Origin of the sequence: Pseudomonas putida, assembly GCA_041879295.1 — a bacterium.
GTDB lineage: Bacteria > Pseudomonadota > Gammaproteobacteria > Pseudomonadales > Pseudomonadaceae > Aquipseudomonas > Aquipseudomonas putida_Y.
This window is the reverse complement of the sequence record CP047152.1, coordinates 3,578,832-3,600,174: the sequence shown is the minus strand read 5'-3', so window position 1 is coordinate 3,600,174 and position 21,343 is coordinate 3,578,832. Positions and strand designations below refer to the sequence as shown.

Annotated in this window: 22 protein-coding genes and 2 riboswitches; of the genes, 7 read left to right on the top strand and 15 right to left on the bottom strand. The window is 64.0% G+C overall.

Going from position 1 to position 21,343, the window contains the following annotated elements; genetic code table 11:
* Nucleotides 1-37: 37 nt before the first annotated feature.
* Nucleotides 38-517, bottom strand: a complete 480-nt coding sequence (locus tag GST84_16575) for a hypothetical protein (protein ID XGB13859.1) — start codon at nt 515-517, stop codon at nt 38-40.
* 133 nt (nt 518-650) lie between these two features.
* Between GST84_16575 and GST84_16570 the strand changes: the two genes are divergently transcribed.
* Complete coding sequence (locus GST84_16570) at nt 651-1,148, top strand: GNAT family N-acetyltransferase (protein XGB13858.1); 498 nt, start codon at nt 651-653, stop codon at nt 1,146-1,148.
* Nucleotides 1,149-1,204: 56 nt separating this feature from the next.
* Here GST84_16570 and GST84_16565 read toward each other — a convergent pair whose 3' ends face one another.
* From GST84_16565 to lpxO, 8 genes are all read right to left on the bottom strand, one after another.
* On the bottom strand, nt 1,205-1,993 hold the full coding sequence (locus tag GST84_16565; protein ID XGB13857.1) for an ATP-binding cassette domain-containing protein: 789 nt from the start codon (nt 1,991-1,993) through the stop codon (nt 1,205-1,207).
* Nucleotides 1,990-3,006 (bottom strand): iron chelate uptake ABC transporter family permease subunit, encoded by a 1,017-nt coding sequence (locus tag GST84_16560; GenBank protein ID XGB13856.1) that lies wholly within the window; start codon nt 3,004-3,006, stop codon nt 1,990-1,992. The genes GST84_16565 and GST84_16560 overlap by 4 nt, the downstream gene beginning before the upstream one ends.
* Nucleotides 3,006-4,016 carry an ABC transporter substrate-binding protein gene (locus GST84_16555; protein XGB13855.1) on the bottom strand — a complete coding sequence of 337 codons (1,011 nt, stop codon included), beginning with the start codon at nt 4,014-4,016 and terminating at the stop codon, nt 3,006-3,008. Before GST84_16555 ends, GST84_16560 begins: the two co-directional genes overlap by 1 nt.
* A 110-nt stretch (nt 4,017-4,126) precedes the next feature.
* Nucleotides 4,127-4,325: riboswitch (cobalamin riboswitch) on the bottom strand.
* A gap of 28 nt (nt 4,326-4,353) precedes the next feature.
* Complete coding sequence (locus GST84_16550; GenBank protein XGB13854.1) at nt 4,354-5,520, bottom strand: DUF1624 domain-containing protein; 1,167 nt, start codon at nt 5,518-5,520, stop codon at nt 4,354-4,356.
* 117 nt (nt 5,521-5,637) lie between these two features.
* Complete coding sequence (locus GST84_16545; GenBank protein XGB13853.1) at nt 5,638-7,764, bottom strand: TonB-dependent siderophore receptor; 2,127 nt, start codon at nt 7,762-7,764, stop codon at nt 5,638-5,640.
* Between the two features lie 108 nt (nt 7,765-7,872).
* Nucleotides 7,873-8,081: riboswitch (cobalamin riboswitch) on the bottom strand.
* Between the two features lie 94 nt (nt 8,082-8,175).
* Nucleotides 8,176-8,745, bottom strand: coding sequence for a GNAT family N-acetyltransferase (locus GST84_16540; protein ID XGB13852.1), 570 nt, complete (start codon nt 8,743-8,745; stop codon nt 8,176-8,178).
* Nucleotides 8,746-8,823: 78 nt separating this feature from the next.
* The gene (locus tag GST84_16535; GenBank protein ID XGB13851.1) at nt 8,824-9,168 is read right to left on the bottom strand and encodes a carboxymuconolactone decarboxylase family protein; all 345 of its coding nucleotides are present in this window, start codon (nt 9,166-9,168) and stop codon (nt 8,824-8,826) included.
* A gap of 119 nt (nt 9,169-9,287) precedes the next feature.
* Nucleotides 9,288-10,187, bottom strand: a complete 900-nt coding sequence (gene lpxO, locus GST84_16530) for a lipid A hydroxylase LpxO (GenBank protein ID XGB13850.1) — start codon at nt 10,185-10,187, stop codon at nt 9,288-9,290.
* Between the two features lie 158 nt (nt 10,188-10,345).
* Between lpxO and thpR the strand changes: the two genes are divergently transcribed.
* A complete protein-coding gene (gene thpR / locus GST84_16525; protein XGB13849.1) occupies nt 10,346-10,891 on the top strand; it encodes an RNA 2',3'-cyclic phosphodiesterase in 546 nt (181 codons plus the stop codon).
* Nucleotides 10,892-10,918: 27 nt separating this feature from the next.
* Here thpR and GST84_16520 read toward each other — a convergent pair whose 3' ends face one another.
* Nucleotides 10,919-11,824: a helix-turn-helix domain-containing protein gene (locus GST84_16520; protein ID XGB13848.1), complete on the bottom strand. Its 906-nt coding sequence runs from the start codon at nt 11,822-11,824 to the stop codon at nt 10,919-10,921.
* Nucleotides 11,825-12,005: 181 nt separating this feature from the next.
* Between GST84_16520 and GST84_16515 the strand changes: the two genes are divergently transcribed.
* Complete coding sequence (locus GST84_16515) at nt 12,006-13,058, top strand: alcohol dehydrogenase catalytic domain-containing protein (GenBank protein ID XGB13847.1); 1,053 nt, start codon at nt 12,006-12,008, stop codon at nt 13,056-13,058.
* 110 nt (nt 13,059-13,168) lie between these two features.
* Here GST84_16515 and GST84_16510 read toward each other — a convergent pair whose 3' ends face one another.
* The gene (locus tag GST84_16510) at nt 13,169-14,485 is read right to left on the bottom strand and encodes a hypothetical protein (GenBank protein XGB13846.1); all 1,317 of its coding nucleotides are present in this window, start codon (nt 14,483-14,485) and stop codon (nt 13,169-13,171) included.
* A 205-nt stretch (nt 14,486-14,690) separates the two neighbouring features.
* Here GST84_16510 and GST84_16505 point away from each other — a divergent pair, with 205 nt between their 5' ends.
* Nucleotides 14,691-15,890, top strand: coding sequence for a sugar transporter (locus GST84_16505; protein ID XGB13845.1), 1,200 nt, complete (start codon nt 14,691-14,693; stop codon nt 15,888-15,890).
* A gap of 39 nt (nt 15,891-15,929) precedes the next feature.
* On the opposite strand, the gene GST84_16500 is transcribed toward GST84_16505, so the two are convergent.
* Genes GST84_16500 through GST84_16490 form a run of 3 tightly spaced genes read right to left on the bottom strand, consistent with a single transcriptional unit; the run spans nt 15,930 to nt 18,367 of the window.
* Nucleotides 15,930-16,514, bottom strand: a complete 585-nt coding sequence (locus GST84_16500; GenBank protein XGB13844.1) for a LysE family transporter — start codon at nt 16,512-16,514, stop codon at nt 15,930-15,932.
* Nucleotides 16,515-16,564: 50 nt separating this feature from the next.
* Entirely contained in the window at nt 16,565-17,395 is an 831-nt protein-coding gene (locus tag GST84_16495) for a helix-turn-helix domain-containing protein (GenBank protein ID XGB13843.1), read from the bottom strand.
* A gap of 48 nt (nt 17,396-17,443) precedes the next feature.
* Nucleotides 17,444-18,367, bottom strand: coding sequence for a LysR family transcriptional regulator (locus GST84_16490; GenBank protein ID XGB13842.1), 924 nt, complete (start codon nt 18,365-18,367; stop codon nt 17,444-17,446).
* Nucleotides 18,368-18,470: 103 nt separating this feature from the next.
* Here GST84_16490 and GST84_16485 point away from each other — a divergent pair, with 103 nt between their 5' ends.
* From GST84_16485 to GST84_16475, 3 genes are all read left to right on the top strand, one after another.
* On the top strand, nt 18,471-19,124 hold the full coding sequence (locus GST84_16485; GenBank protein ID XGB13841.1) for an oxygen-insensitive NAD(P)H-dependent nitroreductase NfsB: 654 nt from the start codon (nt 18,471-18,473) through the stop codon (nt 19,122-19,124).
* A 142-nt stretch (nt 19,125-19,266) separates the two neighbouring features.
* Nucleotides 19,267-19,716 (top strand): DUF2384 domain-containing protein, encoded by a 450-nt coding sequence (locus GST84_16480; GenBank protein XGB13840.1) that lies wholly within the window; start codon nt 19,267-19,269, stop codon nt 19,714-19,716.
* Complete coding sequence (locus tag GST84_16475) at nt 19,713-20,150, top strand: RES domain-containing protein (GenBank protein ID XGB13839.1); 438 nt, start codon at nt 19,713-19,715, stop codon at nt 20,148-20,150. Before GST84_16480 ends, GST84_16475 begins: the two co-directional genes overlap by 4 nt.
* Nucleotides 20,151-20,157: 7 nt before the next feature.
* Here GST84_16475 and GST84_16470 read toward each other — a convergent pair whose 3' ends face one another.
* A complete protein-coding gene (locus GST84_16470) occupies nt 20,158-21,312 on the bottom strand; it encodes an aminotransferase class V-fold PLP-dependent enzyme (GenBank protein XGB13838.1) in 1,155 nt (384 codons plus the stop codon).
* Between the last annotated feature and the right edge of the window lie 31 nt (nt 21,313-21,343).

Genomic DNA, 21,343 nt, shown 5'->3' with positions numbered 1-21,343 from the left:
AGGGCTGCTGAACGGGAGTTACCTTAGCGGGTGGCGCTCAAGAGCCTGCCTTGTCCAGTGCATCAAGCTCATCTTCCACCTGTTGCATGCGCTGTTCGACCAAGGCCTGCACGTTCACATCGCGGGCGGTTTCGCGCATCAGCGCGGTGAGTTTTTCGCTCAAGCGTTTGCCGGCTTCGGTGTCTTCCAGGGCGCGCGCTTTGGCGGGGTCCTGAGTGGCGGCGACGATGGTGGCGAATTCGGCGTCGCTGAAGTTCTTTTCGCTGTACAGGCGGAACAGGTCCCGGCGCTGGTCCTCGACGGTCAGGTGCTTGCGCAGTACGTCCTGGATGGTCGCTTGCGACAGCTGCGGGTGAGTGCGGCCCAGCAGCGCGGACATGCGCTCGATGTTGTGCGTGTAGGCGTCCTGCAGCGGCAGCTGGGCGAGGATCTGTTCTTCACGGGAGGGTTTCTGGTCGCAGGCGGTGAGTGCAGCAGCCAGCAACAGGGGGAACAGCAACTTCGGGAGGCGAGGCATGGTGTGGCCTGGTCGGGCAGTGAAGACTGCCGATTATACCGGTGTCCGCCTTGCCGCGACGAGCCCTGTGATTTGCCTTGAGCGGCACGCTGCGGTAGAACCGTGCGCTCCCGATCACACTGGCAACCGCCCGATGCCGAACTGGACCCTGCAACCTGTAGCGCGTGACGCCATTGCCGAAGTGCTGGCGTTTGTCGACAGCGCTCGCCGCGTGCTTTTTCCGATGCTCGCCAACGCACCCTTGCCGCGTGACCTGGCGCATTTCGCCGACACTTACCTGGACGGCGCGGGCTGTTTTCTGGAAGCCCGTGAGGGTGAGCGGCTGGTCGCGGTGATAGGTTACTTGCCCTATGATCATCGCTTTGCCCAGCTTGATTACCGCGCAGAGCGGGTAGTCGAGGTGGTGCGGCTGTTCGTGTTGCCGGCCTACCGCAGGCATGGCCTGGCGGCTGCCTTGTTTGGTGCCTTGCGCGAACGGGCGATGCAAGCGGGCGTCGACTGCCTTTACCTGCATACTCATCCGTTTCTGCCGGGCGCCATTGCGTTCTGGGAGCGGCAAGGGTTCACGCTGGTGGATGTGGAGCAAGACCCGGTGTGGCAGACCACGCACATGCAGTTGCGATTACGCTGACCTGTGGGAACGTGCCTGTTGGCAATGACGCAACAGCATGGGCAGGGCTACTTGGTTCAGGGGGCGCGAAAGCGCAGGATGCGCGCGCCGTCGAAAGGGTCGGTGAGGTAGTGGGCGTGGACGCCGAAGGTGCTCAGCAGGCGCTTGGGGGTAAGCACCTCGAAGGGTTTGCCGAGGGCGATCAGGCGGCCTTTGTCAAGAACCGCGACACGGTCGCAGGTCAGCGCCTGGTTGAGGTCATGCAGCGCCACCAGGGTGGTTACCGGCAGCGCCTGCACTTGTTGCAGCAGGCTTAGCTGATGCTGGATGTCCAGGTGGTTGGTCGGCTCGTCCAGTAGCAGCACCTGCGGCCGTTGGGCCAGCGCGCGGGCGATGTGTACACGCTGGCGCTCGCCACCGGACAGCGACCCCCACAGGCGCGTGCGCAGGTGCAGGGCATCGAGGTCGGTCAGGGCTTGCTCGACGATGGCGCGGTCCTGCCGCGAGAACGGTGCCAGGGCCGAGAGCCAGGGTGTGCGGCCCAAGGCAACCGCGTCGAACACGCTGATCGCATCGAGGGTGTCGGCCTGTTGCTCGACCAGCGCCAGCGTCTGGGCAACACGGCGGCGGGGCATCTGTGCCAGTGGCTCACCCATGAGCTGCACGCTGCCGCAGGCCGGTTTGCGCAACCCTGCCAGCAACTTCAGTAGCGAGGATTTGCCCGAGCCGTTAGGGCCGACAATTCCCAGGGTTTCACCGGCGACAACGCTGAGGTCGATATCGCTGAGCACGGTATTGCCGGCCAGTTGCAGCCCCAGCCCATGGCAGGCCAGCGGAGGGATGCGAACTGCTGTCATGGCGGTCATGGGCGCCCCCGACGGCTAACCAGAATCAGCGCGAATACGGGGGCACCGATCAGCGCAGTCACCACGCCCACCGGGATCACCTGGCCGGCGATCAGCGTGCGTGAAAGAATGTCTGCCGCAATCAGGAACAGCGCACCGCCCAGTGCGCTGGCGGGCAACAGACGGCTGTGCCCGGGGCCGAGCAGAAGGCGCAGGGCATGGGGTATTACCAGCCCGACAAACCCGATGGCGCCGACAATGGACACCATCACAGCTGTCACCAGCGCTGCACAACTGATCAGCAGCAACTGGGTGCGCCGCACCGGGATGCCCAGCGAGGCGGCCGAATCGGTACCGAAGGTGAAGGCATCCAGAGCACGGCGGTGCCACAGGCACACCAGCAAACCGAAAATCGCCACCGGCACAGCCAGCCACACCGAAGGCCAGCGCACGCCGCTCAGGTTGCCCAGCAGCCAGAACAGGATACCGCGCGCCTGCTCGGCGGTGGCCGACTTGGTGATCAGGAAGGCGGTCAGTGCATTGAACAGTTGCGAGCCGGCGATACCGGCAAGGATCACCTGGGCATTGTTGCTGCTGGGGCCGGCCGCGCGGGCCAGCACCAGTACCAAGGCGAATGCGGCCACGGCACCGATGAAAGCCCCTGCGGACATGCTTAACGCCAGGCTACCCAGGCCCAGCAGGCCGACGAGTACCGCGCCGGTCGAGGCACCGGCAGACAGCCCCAGCAAGTAGGGCTCGGCCAGTGGGTTGCGCAACATCGCCTGCAGGATGACACCGCAGGTGGCCAGCCCGGCGCCACAAGCGGCTGCGACCAGGGTGCGGGTCAGGCGGTAGTTCCAGACGATGCCGGCGTCGATCGGGTCCACCGGGTAGGCGGCTTGCCACAGGTGGTTGGCCAGCACCTGGCCGACCACGCTGGGCGACAGGTTGGTTTCGCCGATGGCGGTGCCGGCCAGCAGGGCAGCCAACAGGGCGGCCAGGGCAACGGCGATGCAGGGTAACAGGCGAATCATCACTGGGCTGCTTTACCGCTGGCGAAGGCCGTGGACAGCGTTTGAACGCCGCGGAACAGGCGGATACCGGCCTGCATGGCGTCGGCGTCAAGGATAATGATACGGTCGTGCTTCACTGCGTCCATGTTGCGGGTTACCGGATCACTGCGCAGGAATTCGAGCTTTTTCTGGTAGTCGTCGGCGGGGAAACGGCGGCGGTCCATGCGCGCGATGATCAGCCAGGTCGGATTGGCCTTGGCCAGGGTTTCCCAGCCTACGCTTGGCCATTCTTCGCTGGACTCGACCACGTTGCGTACACCAAGGGTGCGCAGCATGAAGTCGGCGACACCCTGGCGGCCGGCCACATAGGGGTCGATGTGAAGGTCGGCGCTGGAGAACCAGAACAGCGCCGTAGTTGCCGACAGGTCCTTGCCGGCCAGCCGCGCCCTGGCGCTGTCCAGATGCCCTTGCAATTCTGCGTTCAGGGCCGCACCGCGGTCCTGAACGTCGAAGATCTCGGCCAGTTGGCTGACGCTCTTGTAGATGCTGTCTACCTGGAACGCTTGCAGGCGGGTGCCGTCTGCACCGACCAGGTTGTCCTTGCCTTCGCAGTCCGATGGCAGCACGTAGGTGGGGATCTTCAGTTCATCGAACTGCTCGCGGGTGGCGACCGAGCCCTGGGCACCGACCATCCATTCGAACTGCACCGCGACCAGCTGCGGGTGCTTGCCGACCACCGCCTCGAAGCTGGGTTCGTTGTCGGCCAGGCGTGGAACCTTGGCGTTCACTGCCTGGTATTCAGGCAATACGTTGTTGAACCACAGCGAGGTGCCTGCCAGCTTGTCACCCAGCCCCAAGGCATAGAGCAGCTCGGTACCGGCCTGGCCGATGGTGACGGCGCGCTGCGGTGCCTGGGCAAAAGTCTGCGGCTTGCCGCAGTTGTCGACCGTCAGCGGGTAGTGGGTGGCAGCGGCCTGGGCCAGGCCAGTGAGGCCTAGGCCCGCGAGCAGGGTGGCGAAACGGGGCAGCATGCTGGGCGATCTCTTATCGGACAGTTCTGGTGAGGAACGCACGGACAGGCATCGCCGAGCCCCAGCGGGTGGCTGGGGCAACACTGACGGCCAATCCCGGACACCCCGCCGGTTGGTGAATGCAGGCCGGCAGGTCTCCTGACTGGTGCGTCATGGCCTGGCTCCGGCCTTCCCGGGCGGTAGGCCCAGTGGCATGGGTGGAGCAGGCTCGGCACCTACAGTTGCGGGGGCAGTTCCGTTTGGCCCGTATTGGCGGGCCTGGGATTCCCTGTTAGTTCCGTGGTGGAAACCGGCGGCCCGCATGGTAGACCATCGCGGCGCCGGGGGAAAACGCTTTTCAGAAGTACTTCAGCCAGCTGATGTCGCGGCGGCGCTGCTTCAGCCGGGCGAACCCGCGCACCGGCAGGTACAGCGAAACCGCCAGCAGTACCGCGCCCAGCCACACCGTTGCAATACTGTCGAAACCGAAGTAGTCGCCATGGTTGAGCCCGAACAGCGCCACGCAGGCCAGGTACAGCAGCTTCAGCACATACAGGTGCAGCAGGTAGAAGAACATCGGTGCCGCACCGAACACCGCCAGTGCCGTGATCCAGCGCACTTGGCCGGCCCGCTCGAACGCGCGTAACAGCAGCAGGCCACAGCCCAGGGTCAGGGCCAGGAACAGAAGCGACGGTGGGTATTTGGTGATGTTGAAGAAGCTCATCAGGGTTTGCGTGAAGGTTGGATAACCGCTCCACGGCGCCTCACCGTAACCGTTGAACATGCGCAGCAGGGCAAAGCCAAGCAGCGCGAGCAAACCGGCTACCAGCAGGTGTTGCTGGCGTTGTCCGGCATCGCTGCGACGGGCGAACCAGGGCCCCAGGCCGTAACCCAGGGCGATGACGCCGATCCACGGCAGCACCGGGTAAGAGGTGCGCAGGTGCAGGGTCTCGGAAAACGCCAGCCAGCCTCGATCATGCAGGATTGCCCACGGCACATGCAGGGCTGACTCTGCGCCAAAGTGCACGCCGTCGAGCAGGTTGTGGCCGGCGACGATGATGGCGCCCAGGGCGAGCAGCGCGGCGCGTGGCAGCCACACCAGCAGCGACAGGGCGATCATGCTGACGCCGATGGCCCAGATCACTTGCAGGTAGATAACGCTGGGGGGCAACTGGAAGGTCCAGGCGAAGTTGACCAGGGTGAACTCCAGCACCACCAGGAACAGCCCGCGTTTGAACAGGAACGCCGAGACGTCGCCACGGCCCTGATACTTCTCGCCATACAGCCAGGCCGACAGGCCGGTCAGCAGGACGAACACCGGCGCACACAAGTGGGCGAGGGTGCGGCTGAAGAAAAGCGCCGGTTCCGTGGTGTCGATGGCCATGGGGTCGCTGACCTGGTGGTGCAGGAAGAAAGTCTCGCGGACGTGGTCCAGGAGCATGAACAGGATCACCAGGCCGCGCAGGGCATCGATGCTCTGCAGGCGCTGGGTGATCAGCGTGGGCGTGGCGCTGGCACTTGTCATGGGGTATCTAACAGGAATTAATTTCATATGAAACGTTATCGTATAACATGGAGATAAAAGGGGACAGAGGTTTTTGTGTGGCCTGTGCCGGGCTCTTCGCGGCACAAGCCACCCAGATCAGAAGCTGTAATCCAGCGTCGCGAAGTACGACCGCGGCATCCCCATCAACCACTGCTGCCCGCTGAACGCCGACTGCACATACTCACGATCGAACAGGTTGTTCAACTGCAACCCCAACTTCACATCCGGCAACAACTGCCAGGCGATGTTGGCATCGACCACGGTGTAGCCGGGGGCGCTGTGGTTATTGGCGGTATCGGCAAAACGCTCATCCACATAACGCGCCCCCAAGCCGGCCTCTACCTGCTGGCCGAAGCCTTTGCTCAACCAAAGGTTGGCGGTACGCCGTGGCACGTTGGCCGGCCGGTTGCCTGCGCGGTCCTGTGGCAGGCCGCCGACCATTTCGTCGAAGTCGTCGTACTTGGCGCGTACCAGCGATGCATTGGCCGACACCTGCCACTGATGGGCCAGGGCCAGCTCCAGCGTCGCTTCCAGGCCATCGGAGGTCTGCTGCCCGGCTTGTTGCTTCTCGTGCGTGATCGGGTCGTCGACCAGCAGCTTTTTCTTGACGATGTGGTAGGCGGCAAGCGTCCATTCGCCACGCCCCTCCCAAAAGCGCTGCTTGATGCCGGCCTCGGTCTGCTTCGCCTTGGTCAGGTCATAGTGCATCTGCGCGGGGCTGAGGCTGATGAGGTTGTTGACCCCGTCCTCGCTGGTTGAGTACTGGCCGTACAACGACAGGTCGTCGTTGAGTGCATACACCAGCCCCACGCGCCAGTTGCCACCTTGCAGGCTACGATCGCTGCGGCTGTCGTTGGTCAAGTTGTTGCGGTCGATGTGGTTCTGGTCGCGACGCACGCCGGTAACCAACGACAGGCGATTGCTCAATTGCAGGCGGTTTTCGGCAAACAGGGCAAAGGTATGGGTGGTCGAGAGCGTTTGCGGCCGCAACGGCGAGGCGCTATGGAACCCGCCGGGCTGTGGCTGCCACGGGTCGACGTAGTCGCCGCCGACATCGTTGTAGGGGGAATTGCTGTCGACGTTGAAGCGCACCTTGTTGTACTCGGCACCGAGCACGGTCTTGCTGGCCAGGCCGAACAGGGTGTGGTCGAAGGTGAAGGTCTGGCGGTCGCCGAACTGCTCCTGGTTGTGCTTGATCTCCAGGTAGCTGCCGCGCAGCAGTTGCTGACGCTCTGCGTCCCAGCTGTAGTCCTCGGCGTTGCGCCAGTGGCGGCGGCTTTTGATGTAGTAAAACTGGTTGCTGGCGCTGAGCTGGTCGTTCAGCGCCCAGTCGGTTGTCAGCCGGGTCCATTCATCAACGTACTGCTGCACGTCGTTCTGTACGTTGTAGTTCTTTTTGCGCAGGCTGCTGCGGTAGTGGCCGTCGATCAGCGGGGTGCCGTAGTAGTTGGCAGGTTGTGCATCGCCGCGGTCATGGGCCAGCGTGAAGCTGAGGTCATCACTGGCATCGAAACGCAGCGCGGCGCTCATGGCCAGGCTACGTGAAGCGGTGCGGTCGACCCAGCCATTGCCGGCCTGCTGGTTCAGCGTCAGGCGGTAGCTCAGGCGCTCGCTGAGGCTGCCGCCGCTGTCCAGGCCGAGCTGCTGGCGGTCCCACGAGCCGTAACCCAGGCGCAGGTGGTTGCGCACTTCGCCGGCAAAAGGTTTTTTCGGGATCACGTTGATCACCGCGCCGGTGGCGCCTTCGCCATGCAGTACCGAGGCCGGGCCGCGAATCACCTCGATGCGTTCGACCATCCATGGGTCGACCGGGAAGGTTTGGGTGCCGGCACCGGTGTACAGGCGCGCGCCGTCGAACAGGGTCATCACCGAGCTGTGGCCGGCAAAGCCGCGGGCAGACAAGCCTGTACCGCCGTCCCCCGGTGAGCCGACGAAGGTAATGCCCGGCGAGCGGGTCACTGCATCCTGCACTGTGAGGTTGTTGCGCTGCTGAATCTGCCGTTCGCTGATACTGCTGGTGCTGGCCGGCGTCTCCAGGGCACTGAGGCCAAGGCGCGAGCCTGCCTGGGTCGGCGTGGCCAGGTCGATGGTACGGCTGTCGAGGGTGTCGGTGATGGCCGTGGAAGGCAGGGCCAGAGGCTGCGGGTCGCGGTCATCAGCCAGCGCCGGCAGGGTGACGGCCAGGCAGGCCGCCAGAGGGTGAAGCTTGAACATACGGGACATGTCGTTCCACTGCTGCAGGAATGAATGGATCCCGGTGGAAAACACGCAAAGGCGAACCATGCAGGCAGGCGCGCGCACGGATTCCGGCCTGCGCCCGCCCACCGCGGGTTGCCAAGTGAAGCTCCAGGCCGGTCTCCGGGCTTGCGAGGGGCATGAAACCTTCACCTTCCCATGCCTGAGCACAGTGGTATCTCGAAGGGTTCGCTCGCTTACCGTTGCGGGGGCAGCACCGGACTTGTCGTGGGCAACACGACGCACCGGTTTCCCGTTTCACCCTGCGCGCGGCGGCGCAGGGCACCTGAAACTGGCGCGCATCTGACCACTGAAATGCGGGGGCGTCAAATGTGGGTGTGCTGTGAATGTCGCGAAAAAATCAGGTTTTGAGTTTGAAGGCAGGCTTGCCCGTACAGGCTAGCGCCCGCGGCGTCGCGATACCCGTGCCTCGATGTTCTTGCGCCCGATCAGCAGCGGCGGCTTCTCCACCACCGGCTCATCCGCCAGCCATTTGTACATCACCAAACAGTCCACCAGCCCCAGGCGGGCATGACGGTAGGCCTTGGGCAAACGGCCGACCGTTTCAAAGCCCAACTTGTGCCATAGCGCCACGGCCACTTCGTTGCTGGCTACCACCGAGTTGAACTGCAATGCCAGAAAGCCTTCCTGGCGCGCCAGCTTTTGCGAGTGCTCGCACATCAAGCGCGCCACGCCCCGGCCGCGTGCCTGTGCGCAGACCATGTAGCCGCAATTGCCCACATGCGCACCAGGCCCGGCAGCATTGGCCTTGAGGTAATACGAACCCAGTAGCTCGCCATCTTCTTCGGCCAGCAGCGTGTGCAAGGGCAGCTCCAGCCACAGCTGGCGGGCCTGCTCGAAGCTCAGGGCCGGGTCGAAAGCGTAGGTCTCACGGGCTTGGACAATGGCCTGGAAGGTAGGCCAGAAACGATCAAAATCGTCCGGCATCATGGGGCGAATGTGGATCATGCGGGTTCCTGCGCGGGGTGAGCCGCCCAGTCTGGGTGGCGCGGCGCCGTCGCGCAAGGGCGACGACGCCGTTTGTGCTCAACCGTTGGCCTTGCCCACCGCGTCCATTGCGCGGGCCGAGTACACCAGCGCGGCACCGGCGTTCATGGCCACGGCCACGCCGAGGGCCTCGGCAATTTCCTCGCGGCTGGCACCCTCTTTGACGGCTTGCTGCGAATGCACGGCGATACAGCCGTCGCAGCGGGTGGTCACAGCCACGGCCAAGGAGATCAGCTCGCGGGTCTTGGCATCCAGGTGGTTGGTTTTGGCGCCTGCACCGCTGGCGGTCATGTAGCCGGCTACGGTGTCGGGTGAGAGTTGCTTGAGATCGCCGATGCCGGCCATCAACTGCTTACGGTAGGCGTCCCAGTCCATCATGCTCATCGTCTTCACCTTGGGGTGGTTGCGAGTGGAGCTTTCAGGCTAGTCGAAGAGTTGCACGTGTGAGGCGGTACTTTGGTTGGTAAACGCAGGTCACTCGTACAGTGGCCTGCGTTGAGCCTTCAGATGTAGATGAACACCAGCACCAACGCCGCGACCACTGCCCATTTTTCCAGGTAGTAGCGCATGCGGTTGCGCTTTTTCAGCGCCTTGCCACGCTCGCGGATCTTGTAGATGCGGGTGAACAGGCGGTTGATGCCACCGGTCTTGTCGCTGGCGTCGTTGGGCGCAGCGGCAGCGGCCATCACGTTGCGGCTGAACCAGCGGTTGAACGCAGTTGCCCAGCGGTACTTGAGCGGGCGTTCGACGTCGCAGAACAGGATGATGCGGTTGTGCTCGGTGGTGTTGGCCGCATAGTGGATGTAGGTTTCGTCGAAGATGACCCCCTCACCATCGCGCCACGCGTATTTCTCGCCGTCCACATCGATGTAGCAGCCATCGTCATTCGGTGTGTCCAGGCCCAGGTGGTAGCGGTAGGAACCGGCATACGGGTCACGGTGGCGCACCAGCTTGGCACCGGGTGGCAGGGTGGCGAACATGGCCGCCTTGACCGTGCCGATGCCTTGCAGCAGCTCGGTCGTGCGTGGGCAAAGGGCCATTGCCGACGGGTGGCTTTCGCCATACCACTTCAGGTAAAAGCGCTTCCAGCCGGTCTTGAAGAACGAGTTGAAACCGACGTCATCGTAATTGTTGGACTTCTTGATTTCACCCACGTGCAGCAACTGGCGACCTTCCTCGCGGATCTCCTGCCAGTGGTCCTGCAGCGGTTTCAGTTCTGGAAAGGCCTCGACCGGCAGGTAAGGCTTGGCCGGGTGTTTGGAGAACAGGTACAGGAAGCTGTTGATCGGGGCCAGGAAGCTGGAGTGGTCGCCCAGCTGGCGAGTCAGCTTGTGGCGAACCCGACCGCGCAGGTGAACATAGGCGATCGAGAGGACGAAGATGAGTACGAGTGCAATTTTCATGGACGTTTACTGGTCGAAGAATGGCCATGCGCCATGGCATGAGCCCGCCAGCATAAACAATCATGGGGGTAGTTTGTACTGATTGTTACGAAACTGTGGGGCGACATTGGTGTAATACCCTACAGTCTTGCGCAAACGTTTCATGTCAGGGAGTTGGTATGGTTCAGGATATACGCCCCAGTGGTAGTCCGTTCAAGCGGCTGTTCTTCGCCTTGCCGGTCAGCGACGCCCAGCGCCGTGACCTGGCCCAGTGGCGGCGAGGGCTGAACCTGCGCAGCGGCAAACCGGTGCCGGCCGCCAACTTCCACGTCACGCTGCTGTTCCTCGGTGATGTGGATACCGCGCAGGTGCCTGCGATTTGCGCGGCCGTCGACCAACTGGCGCTGCCAGCCTCGGCGCCGCGGCTGTTGCTCGACCGTTTGCAGGTGTGGCAGCGGGCCAGCGCCCTGGTGCTGGAGGCGCAGCAGGTACCGCCGACCCTGTTGCAACTGGTGTACGGTTTGCAGCAGGCGCTGCTGCCGTTGGGGATGGAGGCGGCCAAACGTGAGTATCGACCGCACCTGACGCTGTCCAGGGATTACCGCGGGCAGCCGCCCGAGGCCAGCAGCGCGCCGGAGTTTTACCTCACCGCACGACACTTTACGCTCTACGAGTCGCGCAAGGGGGCTTACTGGCCCTTGGCGCAGTGGCCGCTGGTGGACTGACCTGCAGGGGCCGTCCAGGTCAAGCAACTACACCGGCAAGCTCTGGTAAGGCAATTCATCCCCCGGGCTACGTTCGAACTGGCGCTTGTACTCGCGGCTGAACTGCGAGGTGCTCTGATAGCCCACCCGGTGCGCAGCCTGTGCCACGCCCAGGCCTTCGCCGATCAGCATCTGCTGCGCCTTGAGTAGCCGCAAGCGCTTCAGGTACTGCATCGGCGCCATGTCGGTGCAGCGCTTGAAGTGTTCATGGAAGGTCGAAACGCTCATGTTGGCGCGCGCAGCCAGTGCCTCCACGCTCAGCGGCTCGGCGTAGTGCTCGCGCAGGTGGGCGAGGGCGGCGCCGATGCGGGCGAAGTGCCCCTGTTGCTCCACCAGTGCCCGCAACACACCGGCCTGCGGGCCGCGCAGCGCGGTATACAGCACCTCGCGTACGCGCGCCGGGCCCAGTACCTTGGCGTCAAGCGGGTCCTGCAGGCAGTGCAGCAGCCGTTCCACACTTTCGCGCATTGGCGCATCCAGTGCTGCAGAGGTCATCGATTGCGGTGTTTGCGCCTGTACTGCAGCGTCCGGCACCAGGCCCATGCTCTGCACCAGTTCTCCTAGCACGCCACGGTCGATGCCCACCGCCACGCCCAGCAATGGCGCGTCAGGGGTGGCGAAGGTTTCGCACATGAACGGCACCGACAACGCCTGCACCAAGTAATGCCCGGCGCCGTACTCCAGGGTGCGCGGCCCCAGGCGCGCCAGCTTGCTGCCCTGGGCCAGGATCATCAGGCTTGGTTCGTAGATCTGCGGGCTGCTGGCCACATAGTGGTCCCAGCTCAGCACCTGCACCTGGGGCAGGTGCGTGGGCACAAAGCCTGGGCGCGTGGCGAGGCTGCGGATCAGTGCGCAAAGCGGCGCATTGGCATCGACGTGACGGGTCAGTTGCATGGTGGACCAAGGGCAGAGAATCAGACAGCTTGATCATCGCAGATTGAGGGCGTGGCGCCAGCTATGGGTTGGCATCTTCGTAGAATCAGGCATGCATGCCGGAGAATCAGCCGTGGGCGAGGCGGCAAACGGCGCGCAGAATGCGTCGCCTGAATCGTTTCACTTCACTGCGAGGCCCTGCATGTATACCGCCATCGGTTACGCCGCTCAAACCCCCACCAGCCCCCTGGCCCCCATGACGTTCCAACGCCGCAGCCCGCGCCCGGACGACGTCGCCATCGACATTCTGTACTGCGGCGTGTGCCACTCCGACATCCACCAGGCGCGCAACGAATGGGGCATTGCCGTGTACCCGCTGATGCCGGGCCACGAGATCATCGGCCGGGTCACGGCGGTGGGCGACAAGGTCACCGCGCACAAGGTCGGTGACCTGGTGGGCGTTGGCTGCATGGTCGACTCGTGCCGTACCTGTGAAGCCTGCGCCAAGAATCTGGAGCAATACTGCCTGGAAGGCCCGACCATGACCTACGCCACCCCGGACCGGGTCGATGGCAGCAACACCATGGGGGGGTATTCCAGCAGCATCGTGGTCAGCGAGCACTTCGTGGTGCGCATACCAGCCGGTATGGACCTGCCCAGCGCTGCGCCTATCCTGTGCGCCGGCATCACCACCTATTCGCCGCTCAAGCACCACGGCGTGGGCCCGGGCCACAAGATCGGCATCCTCGGCATGGGCGGCCTGGGCCACATGGGCATCAAACTGGCCAAGGCGCTGGGTGCGGAAGTGACCCTGTTCACGCGCTCTCAGGCCAAAGCCGAGGAAGCGCGCCGCCAGGGGGCCGACCATGTGATCGTCTCCACGGATGCCGAGCAGATGCGCGCCGCTGCCGGCCGTTTCGATTTCCTGCTCGACACCATTCCGGTGCAGCACGACCTCAACCCGTACCTGGAAACGCTGAAGTTCGACGGGGTGCACATCCTGGTCGGCCTGATCGAACCGATTGACCCGGCATTGCATGCGGCCAACCTGGTGATGAAGCGCCGGGTGCTGGCGGGGTCGTTGATCGGGGGGATTGCCGAGACTCAGGAAGTGCTGGACTTCTGCGCCGAGCACGACATCCGCTGCGATATCGAGATGCTGGATATCCGCAACATCAACCAGGCCTATGAGCGGATGATTGCCGGTGATGTGAAGTACCGGTTCGTGATCGACATGGCCACGCTACAGGGCTGATTGATCGGTTGCCTGTACGGGCCTCTTCGCGGGCAAGCCCGCTCCTACACAGGGGTGATGTAGGGCTTGCGCGCGGTGGGGCCCGTACAGGCAGCAACGATGCAGCCGTTTTACCAGGCCATTGGCTTGTCCCAGCCCTTCCAGAACAACCATCGCCGCACCTCGCCGTGCGCCCCGGTACCGATCTGCCACTCGGGCCGCCCGCTATCCAGCGCAATCACCGAAATAACCCCCGCATGGCTCGCCGCCACCAGTGTTTGCCCGTCGGCGCTGATATCCATCGCACTGATGGTCGATCCCAGGTAATGCTGCCAATGCTCCGTACCCTCTTCGCCAAACGCCCGCAGGTAGCCATAGGCATCACCCACAATGTACTCGCCATCGCGCGCTACCCCCGCATACACCCTTGCGCCATCCTGCACCAGCGGGGTACGCGGGTCCTGGCTGTAGTAATCGGTATCCAGCCCGTGCAGGTCTGCCACCCTCACGGCCAGCGTGGCGCCGCTGTAGAAATGGCAGGCATTGACGATCAACTGGTCACCGGCGCGGTTGAACAAGGCAAAGTGTGGGTATTCGCTGCCCGGGCCGATGTGCGCCAGCGGCTTGAGCTGTTCGTCCAGAACAAGGTGCCGGCTGCCTTGCTCACCCACGACGATCAGCCGGCCATCCGCCGACACCGCACCATGCTCCATGCTCAGCCCCAGGCTGATATCGTCCGGGTCGGTGCCCTCGGCCAACTCATCGAGCACGCGTGCTTGCTGTGGCAGCAGGCGGGTCGCACCTTGGGTGGCCAGCACAAAGATACCTTCGGCACTCACCAGCAGCACGCGCTGGCCGTCGGGGAAGGGGATCAGCGCGGTCGGTGTGGGCGGCAGGTCGAACGGCTCGAACGGGTAACCTGGCGGCAACCCCTCCAGCCCCGTGGGCCAGGCCAGACGTTGCACCTGCGGGCCACCCCAGCCATCGGTCACACGCACGCCCTCGGCATTGGCCAAGGCGAAATAGCGCCGCGCCGGGCAGCGGCCAAAGTGTTCGACGCCGATGACCGGGGTTACCCCATGGTGGTCTATACGCACCACCTGGCCCTTGTCGTAAGGCATGCCGATACGTGCCAGCAGGCTGCCATCTTCCAGCAGCAGGACACTGCCGATGCCTTGGCCGTGCGCTTCGAGCAACGGTACCAAGGGCTGGTGCGCGGGTGGCCAGGCCTCACGGAAGGCCTGGCGCTGCAGTTCGTCGACGCCAGGGTGGTTGGCTGCCTGCAGGGCTGCCAGCCAGGCGTCGAGCAGGTGTTCGGTGGCGGGTGCCTGCGGCTCTTCGAGGTTGTCCCAACTGTGCGCACGGCCCTGCGCGACATAGTCGTTGACGGCCTGGGCATAGGCGGTAACTGCCTGCTGCCACTGCTGCTGGGGGGGCTGCTTGTCCATGAGCGGATCGGGCTCCTTGTTGCACACGCGTTTCACACAAAGCGTGCATGGTACTCCTTCTGCCTGCCCTGTGGTTGTGAGGCCCCAGCTTGACGCGTACCATGCCGGGCATTCCTATCCATAACAAAACGTACGTTGGCACCCCTGCAAGCGGGTCGCTGGCGTGCGACTTGTTGCGTTGCCTGCGGAGAAGCAGTTTCCACCCATGAACGAACCCATCCCCACACACCTGCCGCCCACAACGGGCAGCGGCAGCTGGCTGAGCGTCATCGCCCTGGCCTTGGCGGCCTTCATTTTCAACACCACCGAGTTCGTCCCGGTGGCGCTGCTCAGTGACATTGGCCGCAGCTTCGACATGAGCACTGCCCAGGTGGGCCTGATGCTGACCATCTATGCCTGGGTCGTGGCACTGGCCTCGTTGCCCATGATGTTGCTGACCCGCAACATCGAACGGCGGCGTCTGCTGCTGTTCGTGTTCCTGGTGTTCATTGTCAGCCACTTGTTGTCGTGGCTTTCGCAAAGCTTCGCCATATTGCTGGTCAGCCGTATCGGCATTGCCCTGGCGCATGCGGTGTTCTGGTCCATCACTGCCTCGCTGGCGGTGCGTGTGGCGCCGCCGGGCCAGCAGGCCAAGGCGCTCGGCCTGCTGGCCACCGGTACTACCCTGGCCATGGTCCTTGGCATCCCGCTGGGCCGCGTAGTGGGCGAGGCACTGGGCTGGCGCATCACGTTCCTGAGCGTTGCCGGGGTAGCGCTTGCCACCATGCTGTGCCTGATGAAATCGCTGCCGCTGCTGCCCAGCCAGAACTCCGGTTCGTTGCGCAGCCTGCCGGTCCTGTTCAAGCGCCCGGCACTGGTCATTACCTACCTGCTGGTGACGCTGGTCATTACCGCGCAGTTCACGGCCTATAGCTATATCGAACCGTTCGCCCTGCACGTAGCGCAGTTTGGCGGCGACCGTACCACGCTGTTGCTGCTGTTGTTCGGCGGTGCCGGGGTTTTTGGTTCGTTGTTGTTCAGCCGCTACAGCGACCGCTTCCCGCATGGCTTTCTGGTGGGGTCGATCGGGTTGCTCGCCGCGTGCCTGTTGCTGATGTTGCCGCTGTCGGGCAACTTCCATGTGTTCGCAGTGCTGAGCATGTTCTGGGGCGTGGCGATTCTCAGCTTCAGTCTGTCGCTGCAGTCCAGGACCCTGAAGCTGGCGTCCGATGCCACCGATGTGGCCATGGCGCTGTTCTCGGGTATCTACAACATCGGCATTGGCGGTGGTGCGCTGCTGGGCAGTATCGTCAGCAGCCAGATGAATGTGGCGCATATCGGCCTGGTGGGCGGTAGCGTAGCAGTGGTCGGGCTGGTACTGGCCGTTGCCAGTACCCAGCGCTTTCGCGAGGCGCTGACTCGCTGAGCCGAGGCCGTTCAGGCCACTTGCAAGCCAAGTAGCGACTCAGGCTAATACTGCAGCCCATGCCGATATCAACAAAACCCCCGCCAACACCTGGTTGAACACCCGCAACCGCCCCGGTGCCTGCAGCCACCGGGCGCTCCCCACCCCCAGCAGCGCCCACGTTGCCATGCTCGGCAGAGCGATCAGCAAAAACACCAGCGCCAACTGCCACACTGGCAACGACGGCGCGGCAAATACCCCGACCACCGCCACGGCCATCAACCACACCTTGGGGTTCACCACTTGCAACGAGGCCGCGCTGAGCGCACTGAAGCCTGGCGCCGTGGTCGTGTGGAGCGGGGCGGCGGCACTGCGCAGCATCTTCCACGCCAGGCTGCTGAGCCACAGCACCCCGGCCCAGCTCATCAGCTGTTGCGCCAGGGGGTAGCGCAGCAGCAGTTCGCCCAGCCCCAGCCCGACGAGCAGCACAATGGCTGCAGCCGCGCCACACGCCGCCACGATCGGCGCCAGGCTTGCGCGCAGGCCCCGGTGGGCGCCATGGGCCAGGATCAACAGGTTGGTCGGCCCCGGGCTGATGCTGGACACCAGGGCGAACAGAATGAAGGGCAACAACGACTGCGACATGGTTCAGGGCTCCGTAAACGCGGAGCACCATGCTCGCTGCCTGCCGGCACTCAGTCTGGAAGGTTTGAGCAGCGCCTGCGGTAGTCAGCCGGGGTCAACTGGTAGGCGCGGCGGAACCAGCGCCCCAGATGGCTCTGGTCGGCAAAGCCCAACGCCACGGCCACTTCAGCAGGTGTCTGACCTTGGGCAAGCAGGCGCCGCGCGCGGGCCAGGCGCAGCTGGATCAGGTAGGCATGGGGTGCAATGCCGAACGCTGCCTTGAACGCACGGGTCAGGCGAAAGCGGTCGATGCCGCAGGCCTGGGCCAGGTCTTCCAGGCCGATGTCGCGCTCCAGGTTGGCGTGCAGGAAGTCCCGCGCACGCTGTGCGGTCAGCGGCAGGCGCGGGTCGGGATTGATGCGGCGGCGCCAGTGCAGGTGACGGGTCAGACAGGCCAGTAAATCGTCCATGGCCGTTTGCCTGACGATGCGCAAGTCCTGATCATGCACGGCCTGGAAGGCCTGGGCGGTGGCCCGCGCCAGACGTTCGTCATGGCACAGGGTGTCGGCAAAGCTGGGCAGGCTGTCGCCTGGCGCGTGCTCGTACAGCGCGCGCAGCTGTTGGTCGAGCCAGGCGGGCTCCAGGTACAGCGTCGAATAGGTGAAGCCTTCTTCGGTGGGCGCCAGGCCATCGTGGATGTCGCCAGGCTCAAGTAAAAACACCTGCCCCGGCGTGCTGCGGTGGCGCACCCGGCGGCAGTTGAACTGCTGCACGCCCTGCTCGGTCACGCCGACCAGGAAGCTGTCGTGCCAGTGGGGGTCATAGGCATGCCCGACAAAATGCGCCCGGACCGACTCGATGCCGGTGTCGGCGTCTTGTTTGAAGTCGATCCAGTTGCTCATGGACGTGTACCGTGGGGTAAATCGCTACCTTAGCGCAACGCCCCCGGCTCAGTCTGGAACGATTGTGCAGCCGTTGGTCAGTGCCCGGGCGCGCAGGGCCTCGAAGCGTTCGCGTAGCCACAGGTGCAATTGCGTCACGGCAGGCGTGAGTTGCTTGCGATGAGGGCAAACCAACGTGAGCGGGGTAGACTCGCCGAGCAATTCGGGCAGGACGATTTCCAGTTCCCCGGCCGCAATATTGGCGCTGACATCCAGCCACGACTTGTAGACGATACCTTCCCCCTGGATGGCCAGGCGGCGGATGACGTCGGCATCGTCACTGACCAGCGGCCCACGCACCTGCACGGTGCGATTACCCAACTGCCACTTGTCGTACACCCGGCTGTGCTGCATGTACAGCAGGCAGGCATGCTGCTGCAGCGCGTCGGGGGTGAGCGGGCGGCCGTGGCGGGCCAGGTAGTCGGGCGAGGCCACCAGTACTCGGCGGTTCCATTCGGCCAGCGGCAGGGCGATGTAGTTGGCATCCTGGTTGAGGCCATAGCGGATGGCCACATCCACAGGGTCGCGGTTGAGGTCGGCCATCTGGTCGGACAGAAAGAAGCGCAGTTGCAATGCCGGGTGGTCGCGGCGAAAGGCGCTGAGCCAGGGCAGCAGCATGTTGCGGCCCATGTCGGAAGGGGCCGACACTTGCAGTGTGCCGCGCAGGCTATTGGGGTTGCCATGCAGATCTTCATGGCCCTGGCGCAGGCTTTCCAGCACATTCAGCGCGGTTGGCAGGTAGCGCTCGCCCTCGGCGGTCAGGCGCAGGCTGCGGGTGGTGCGGGCGAACAGGCGTACATCCAGGTCGCGTTCCAGGCGTTTGATCGCGGCAGCCACCTGGCCCGGCAGCAGGCCTGCTTCATGGGCGGCGGCAGTGAAGCTGCCCAGCACGCTGCTGCGGGCAAACAGTTCGAGGTCGGTGATGCGCAGCATTTTCATTCCAGGGATGAAAGTGTTGTTACATTGTGCCGCTTTTTCTTTTTTGCTGGAAAGATAAGATGCGCGGCACATCCACTGTTCATTACGGAGTTGTCGCATGGATACCGTATCGCTGGCCAAGCGCCGTTACACTACCAAAGCTTACGATGCCTCACGCCGCATTCCCCAAGCCACTGTCGACGCCCTGCTCGAACAACTGCGCCACAGCCCGTCGTCGGTCAATTCCCAGCCCTGGCATTTCATCGTCGCCGACACGGCCGAAGGCAAGGCCCGCCTGGCCAAGAGCACGGCGGAGGGTTATGCCTACAACACGCAGAAGCTTCTCGATGCCTCGCATGTGATCGTGTTCTGCACCCGTACCGAAATGACTGAAGAACACCTGAACACCGTGCTCGATCAAGAGGCTGCCGATGGCCGTTTCCGTGATGAGCAAGCGCGCGCCGGGCAAAACCAGAGCCGCCGTCACTATGTCAACCTGCACCGCTTCGACCAGAAGGATGTGCAGCACTGGATGGAAAAGCAGACCTACCTGGCGTTGGGTACTGCCTTGCTGGGTGCGGCAGCGCATGGGCTGGATGCCACGCCGATCGAGGGCTTCGACAGCAAGGTCCTCGATGCCGAACTGGGCTTGCGTGAGCGTGGGTTCACCAGTGTGGTGATCCTGAGCCTGGGTTACCGCAGCGAGGCGGACTTCAATGCCGGGCTGAACAAGTCGCGGTTGCCGGCATCGCAAGTGTTCACCTTCCTGTGAGGTTTCCGGGGCCGCTTTGCGGTCCTGGCAATGCTGGCGGTCAATCTGGCAAAGCCCTGGCTTCGATTGCCCGCCCCGGCAAACTGGCAATGACCCGGCATATACCGCATACTTATCGGTAAATGCCGAAAAGGAGCGTGCCATGCTTGCCGAAGTGCTTCGCGACAACGGTTACCACGAGTACCGGGCGCGCCTGCAGGCGCTGCTGGACATTCCCGAGCTTGCCAGCGACTTCGAAATTCACACCCGCATCACCGATGGTTTTGCCGCCACCTGGTTGGTGAAACTGACCGAACGCGGTGTGCTCACGCCGGTGGAGCGCGACCAGATCATCCCGCTGCGCACGCTCAAATCCCGTATCGAGCGTGACCAACCGCTGACCGTGGATGAGAGCGACCGGCTGTTCCGCTCGGCCCACATCACCGCCATGGCCGAGGCCGTGTTCGGTGAAGCGGGCAAGGCCAAGCGCTGGCTGTCCAAGCCCAAGGAACGCTTCTCGGGGCTGACGCCGATGCAGATGCTCACCACCCAGCAAGGCACCACTCAGGTCGAAGAAATGCTGCTGCAGATTGCCGAGGGCTATGGCCTGTGATTTTGTGGCGAATCAGCGCCTATGCAGACTTGAGCGGTACGGGGGGCTTGCGTGTAAGCGGCCGCTGGCACCAGGCGGGTCGGCCGGTGGTGTATGCCGCCACCAGCCCTCCCGGGGCGATGCTGGAAGTGTTAGTGCATCTGGAGATCGACCCGGAGGATTTCCCTACCACCATGCGCTTGCTTCGCATCGAACTGCCTGACACGGTTTCCCAGGCGCAGTTGCCCGCTTTGCAGCCCGGCTGGTCCGCCCAGCCTGAGTTGACCCGTACGTTGGGCAATCGCTTTCTGGATGACTGTTCGGCATTGCTGCTGCCGGTGCCAAGCGCGATCATGCCCAGCACTACCAATTACCTGTTCAACCCACGGCACCCGCAGGCGCAGAGCGCGAAAATCCAGGTTGAGGATTTCACGCCGGACAGCCGCCTGTTCTAGGGCGTGGTCACCACAGTGCTGCCGATGCTGACGCCAGCACCCGGCCAAACACTTCGAGCGCCTTGTCCACGTCAGCCTCGGTGCTGAAACGGCCGAGGCTCAAGCGCACACTGTTGCGTGCCTGGCGTTCATCCAGCCCCAGTGCCAGCAGCACATGCGAGGCAGCGTTGCTCGCCGAGTTGCAGGCCGAGGTGGTCGACAAGGCCAATTCGCTGGCCAGCGCCGTGCTGTTGAAGCCCTTGCTGTCGATGCACAGGTTCAAGGTATGGGGAATACGTTGCTTGGCGCAGCCATTCAGGGTAACGCCGGGCATGGCCAGCAGGCCTGTGCGCAGGCGTCTTGCCAATTGCTCAAGGCGCTGGTACTCGCTGTCGCCGGGTTGGCCGGCCAAGGCAAAGGCGCTGCCCATGCCAGCGATCTGATGGGTCGCCAGGGTGCCGGAACGCAAGCCTTGCTCATGGCCGCCGCCGTGCATCTGGGCACGCATCAGCGCGCGAGCGCGTGGCCCCACATACAGCGCACCGATGCCCTTGGGCCCGTAGACCTTGTGTGCCGAAAAAGACATCAGGTCCACGGCCATCGTATGCAGGTCGATTGCCAGCTTGCCCACAGCCTGCGCGGCATCCACGTGCAGCAGGGCACCGTGGGCACGCACCTGCTCGCCGATCGCGGCAAAGTCGGTGACCGTACCCAGTTCGTTGTTGACCGCCATCAGCGATACCAGGCGGGTGTCAGCGCGCAACGCTGCCTGTACGCTTGCGGGCTGGATCAGGCCGGCGGCATCCGCCGCCAGGCGAGTAACGGCCCAGCCTTGGCGCTCCAGTTCGGCCACGGTGTCGAGCACGGCCTTGTGTTCCAGCTGGCTGGTGATCAGGTGTCCGGGCTGGCCGATGCCTTGGGCAATACCCTTGAGCGCCAGGTTGTTGGACTCGGTCGCCCCCGATGTCCACACCAGATGCTCGGGTTGCGCACCGATGCACTCGGCCACTTGCTGACGGGCCTGCTCTACGGCGTGACGTGCAGCTTGGCCGAAGGCGTGCCCGCTGGACGCCGGGTTGCCGAAGTTGGCCTGGCTTCCCAGGCAGGCGAGCATGGTTTCGATGACCCGGTCGTCAACCGGGGTTGTGGCGGCGTAATCGAAGTAGAGTGGGGCGCTAGGCATTGAGGCGGGTCCGTGTCAGTGGCCGTGAAAT

Bases quoted from the DNA above. Each gene is read 5' to 3' on its own strand.
- GST84_16575 (XGB13859.1), bottom strand. From the start codon at position 517: ATGCCTCGCCTCCCGAAGTTGCTGTTCCCCCTGTTGCTGGCTGCTGCA.
- GST84_16570 (XGB13858.1), top strand. From the start codon at position 651: ATGCCGAACTGGACCCTGCAACCTGTAGCGCGTGACGCCATTGCCGAA.
- GST84_16565 (XGB13857.1), bottom strand. From the start codon at position 1,993: ATGACCGCCATGACAGCAGTTCGCATCCCTCCGCTGGCCTGCCATGGG.
- GST84_16560 (XGB13856.1), bottom strand. From the start codon at position 3,006: ATGATTCGCCTGTTACCCTGCATCGCCGTTGCCCTGGCCGCCCTGTTG.
- GST84_16555 (XGB13855.1), bottom strand. From the start codon at position 4,016: ATGCTGCCCCGTTTCGCCACCCTGCTCGCGGGCCTAGGCCTCACTGGC.
- GST84_16550 (XGB13854.1), bottom strand. From the start codon at position 5,520: ATGACAAGTGCCAGCGCCACGCCCACGCTGATCACCCAGCGCCTGCAG.
- GST84_16545 (XGB13853.1), bottom strand. From the start codon at position 7,764: ATGTCCCGTATGTTCAAGCTTCACCCTCTGGCGGCCTGCCTGGCCGTC.
- GST84_16540 (XGB13852.1), bottom strand. From the start codon at position 8,745: ATGATCCACATTCGCCCCATGATGCCGGACGATTTTGATCGTTTCTGG.
- GST84_16535 (XGB13851.1), bottom strand. From the start codon at position 9,168: ATGAGCATGATGGACTGGGACGCCTACCGTAAGCAGTTGATGGCCGGC.
- lpxO (XGB13850.1), bottom strand. From the start codon at position 10,187: ATGAAAATTGCACTCGTACTCATCTTCGTCCTCTCGATCGCCTATGTT.
- thpR (XGB13849.1), top strand. From the start codon at position 10,346: ATGGTTCAGGATATACGCCCCAGTGGTAGTCCGTTCAAGCGGCTGTTC.
- GST84_16520 (XGB13848.1), bottom strand. From the start codon at position 11,824: ATGCAACTGACCCGTCACGTCGATGCCAATGCGCCGCTTTGCGCACTG.
- GST84_16515 (XGB13847.1), top strand. From the start codon at position 12,006: ATGTATACCGCCATCGGTTACGCCGCTCAAACCCCCACCAGCCCCCTG.
- GST84_16510 (XGB13846.1), bottom strand. From the start codon at position 14,485: ATGGACAAGCAGCCCCCCCAGCAGCAGTGGCAGCAGGCAGTTACCGCC.
- GST84_16505 (XGB13845.1), top strand. From the start codon at position 14,691: ATGAACGAACCCATCCCCACACACCTGCCGCCCACAACGGGCAGCGGC.
- GST84_16500 (XGB13844.1), bottom strand. From the start codon at position 16,514: ATGTCGCAGTCGTTGTTGCCCTTCATTCTGTTCGCCCTGGTGTCCAGC.
- GST84_16495 (XGB13843.1), bottom strand. From the start codon at position 17,395: ATGAGCAACTGGATCGACTTCAAACAAGACGCCGACACCGGCATCGAG.
- GST84_16490 (XGB13842.1), bottom strand. From the start codon at position 18,367: ATGCTGCGCATCACCGACCTCGAACTGTTTGCCCGCAGCAGCGTGCTG.
- GST84_16485 (XGB13841.1), top strand. From the start codon at position 18,471: ATGGATACCGTATCGCTGGCCAAGCGCCGTTACACTACCAAAGCTTAC.
- GST84_16480 (XGB13840.1), top strand. From the start codon at position 19,267: ATGCTTGCCGAAGTGCTTCGCGACAACGGTTACCACGAGTACCGGGCG.
- GST84_16470 (XGB13838.1), bottom strand. From the start codon at position 21,312: ATGCCTAGCGCCCCACTCTACTTCGATTACGCCGCCACAACCCCGGTT.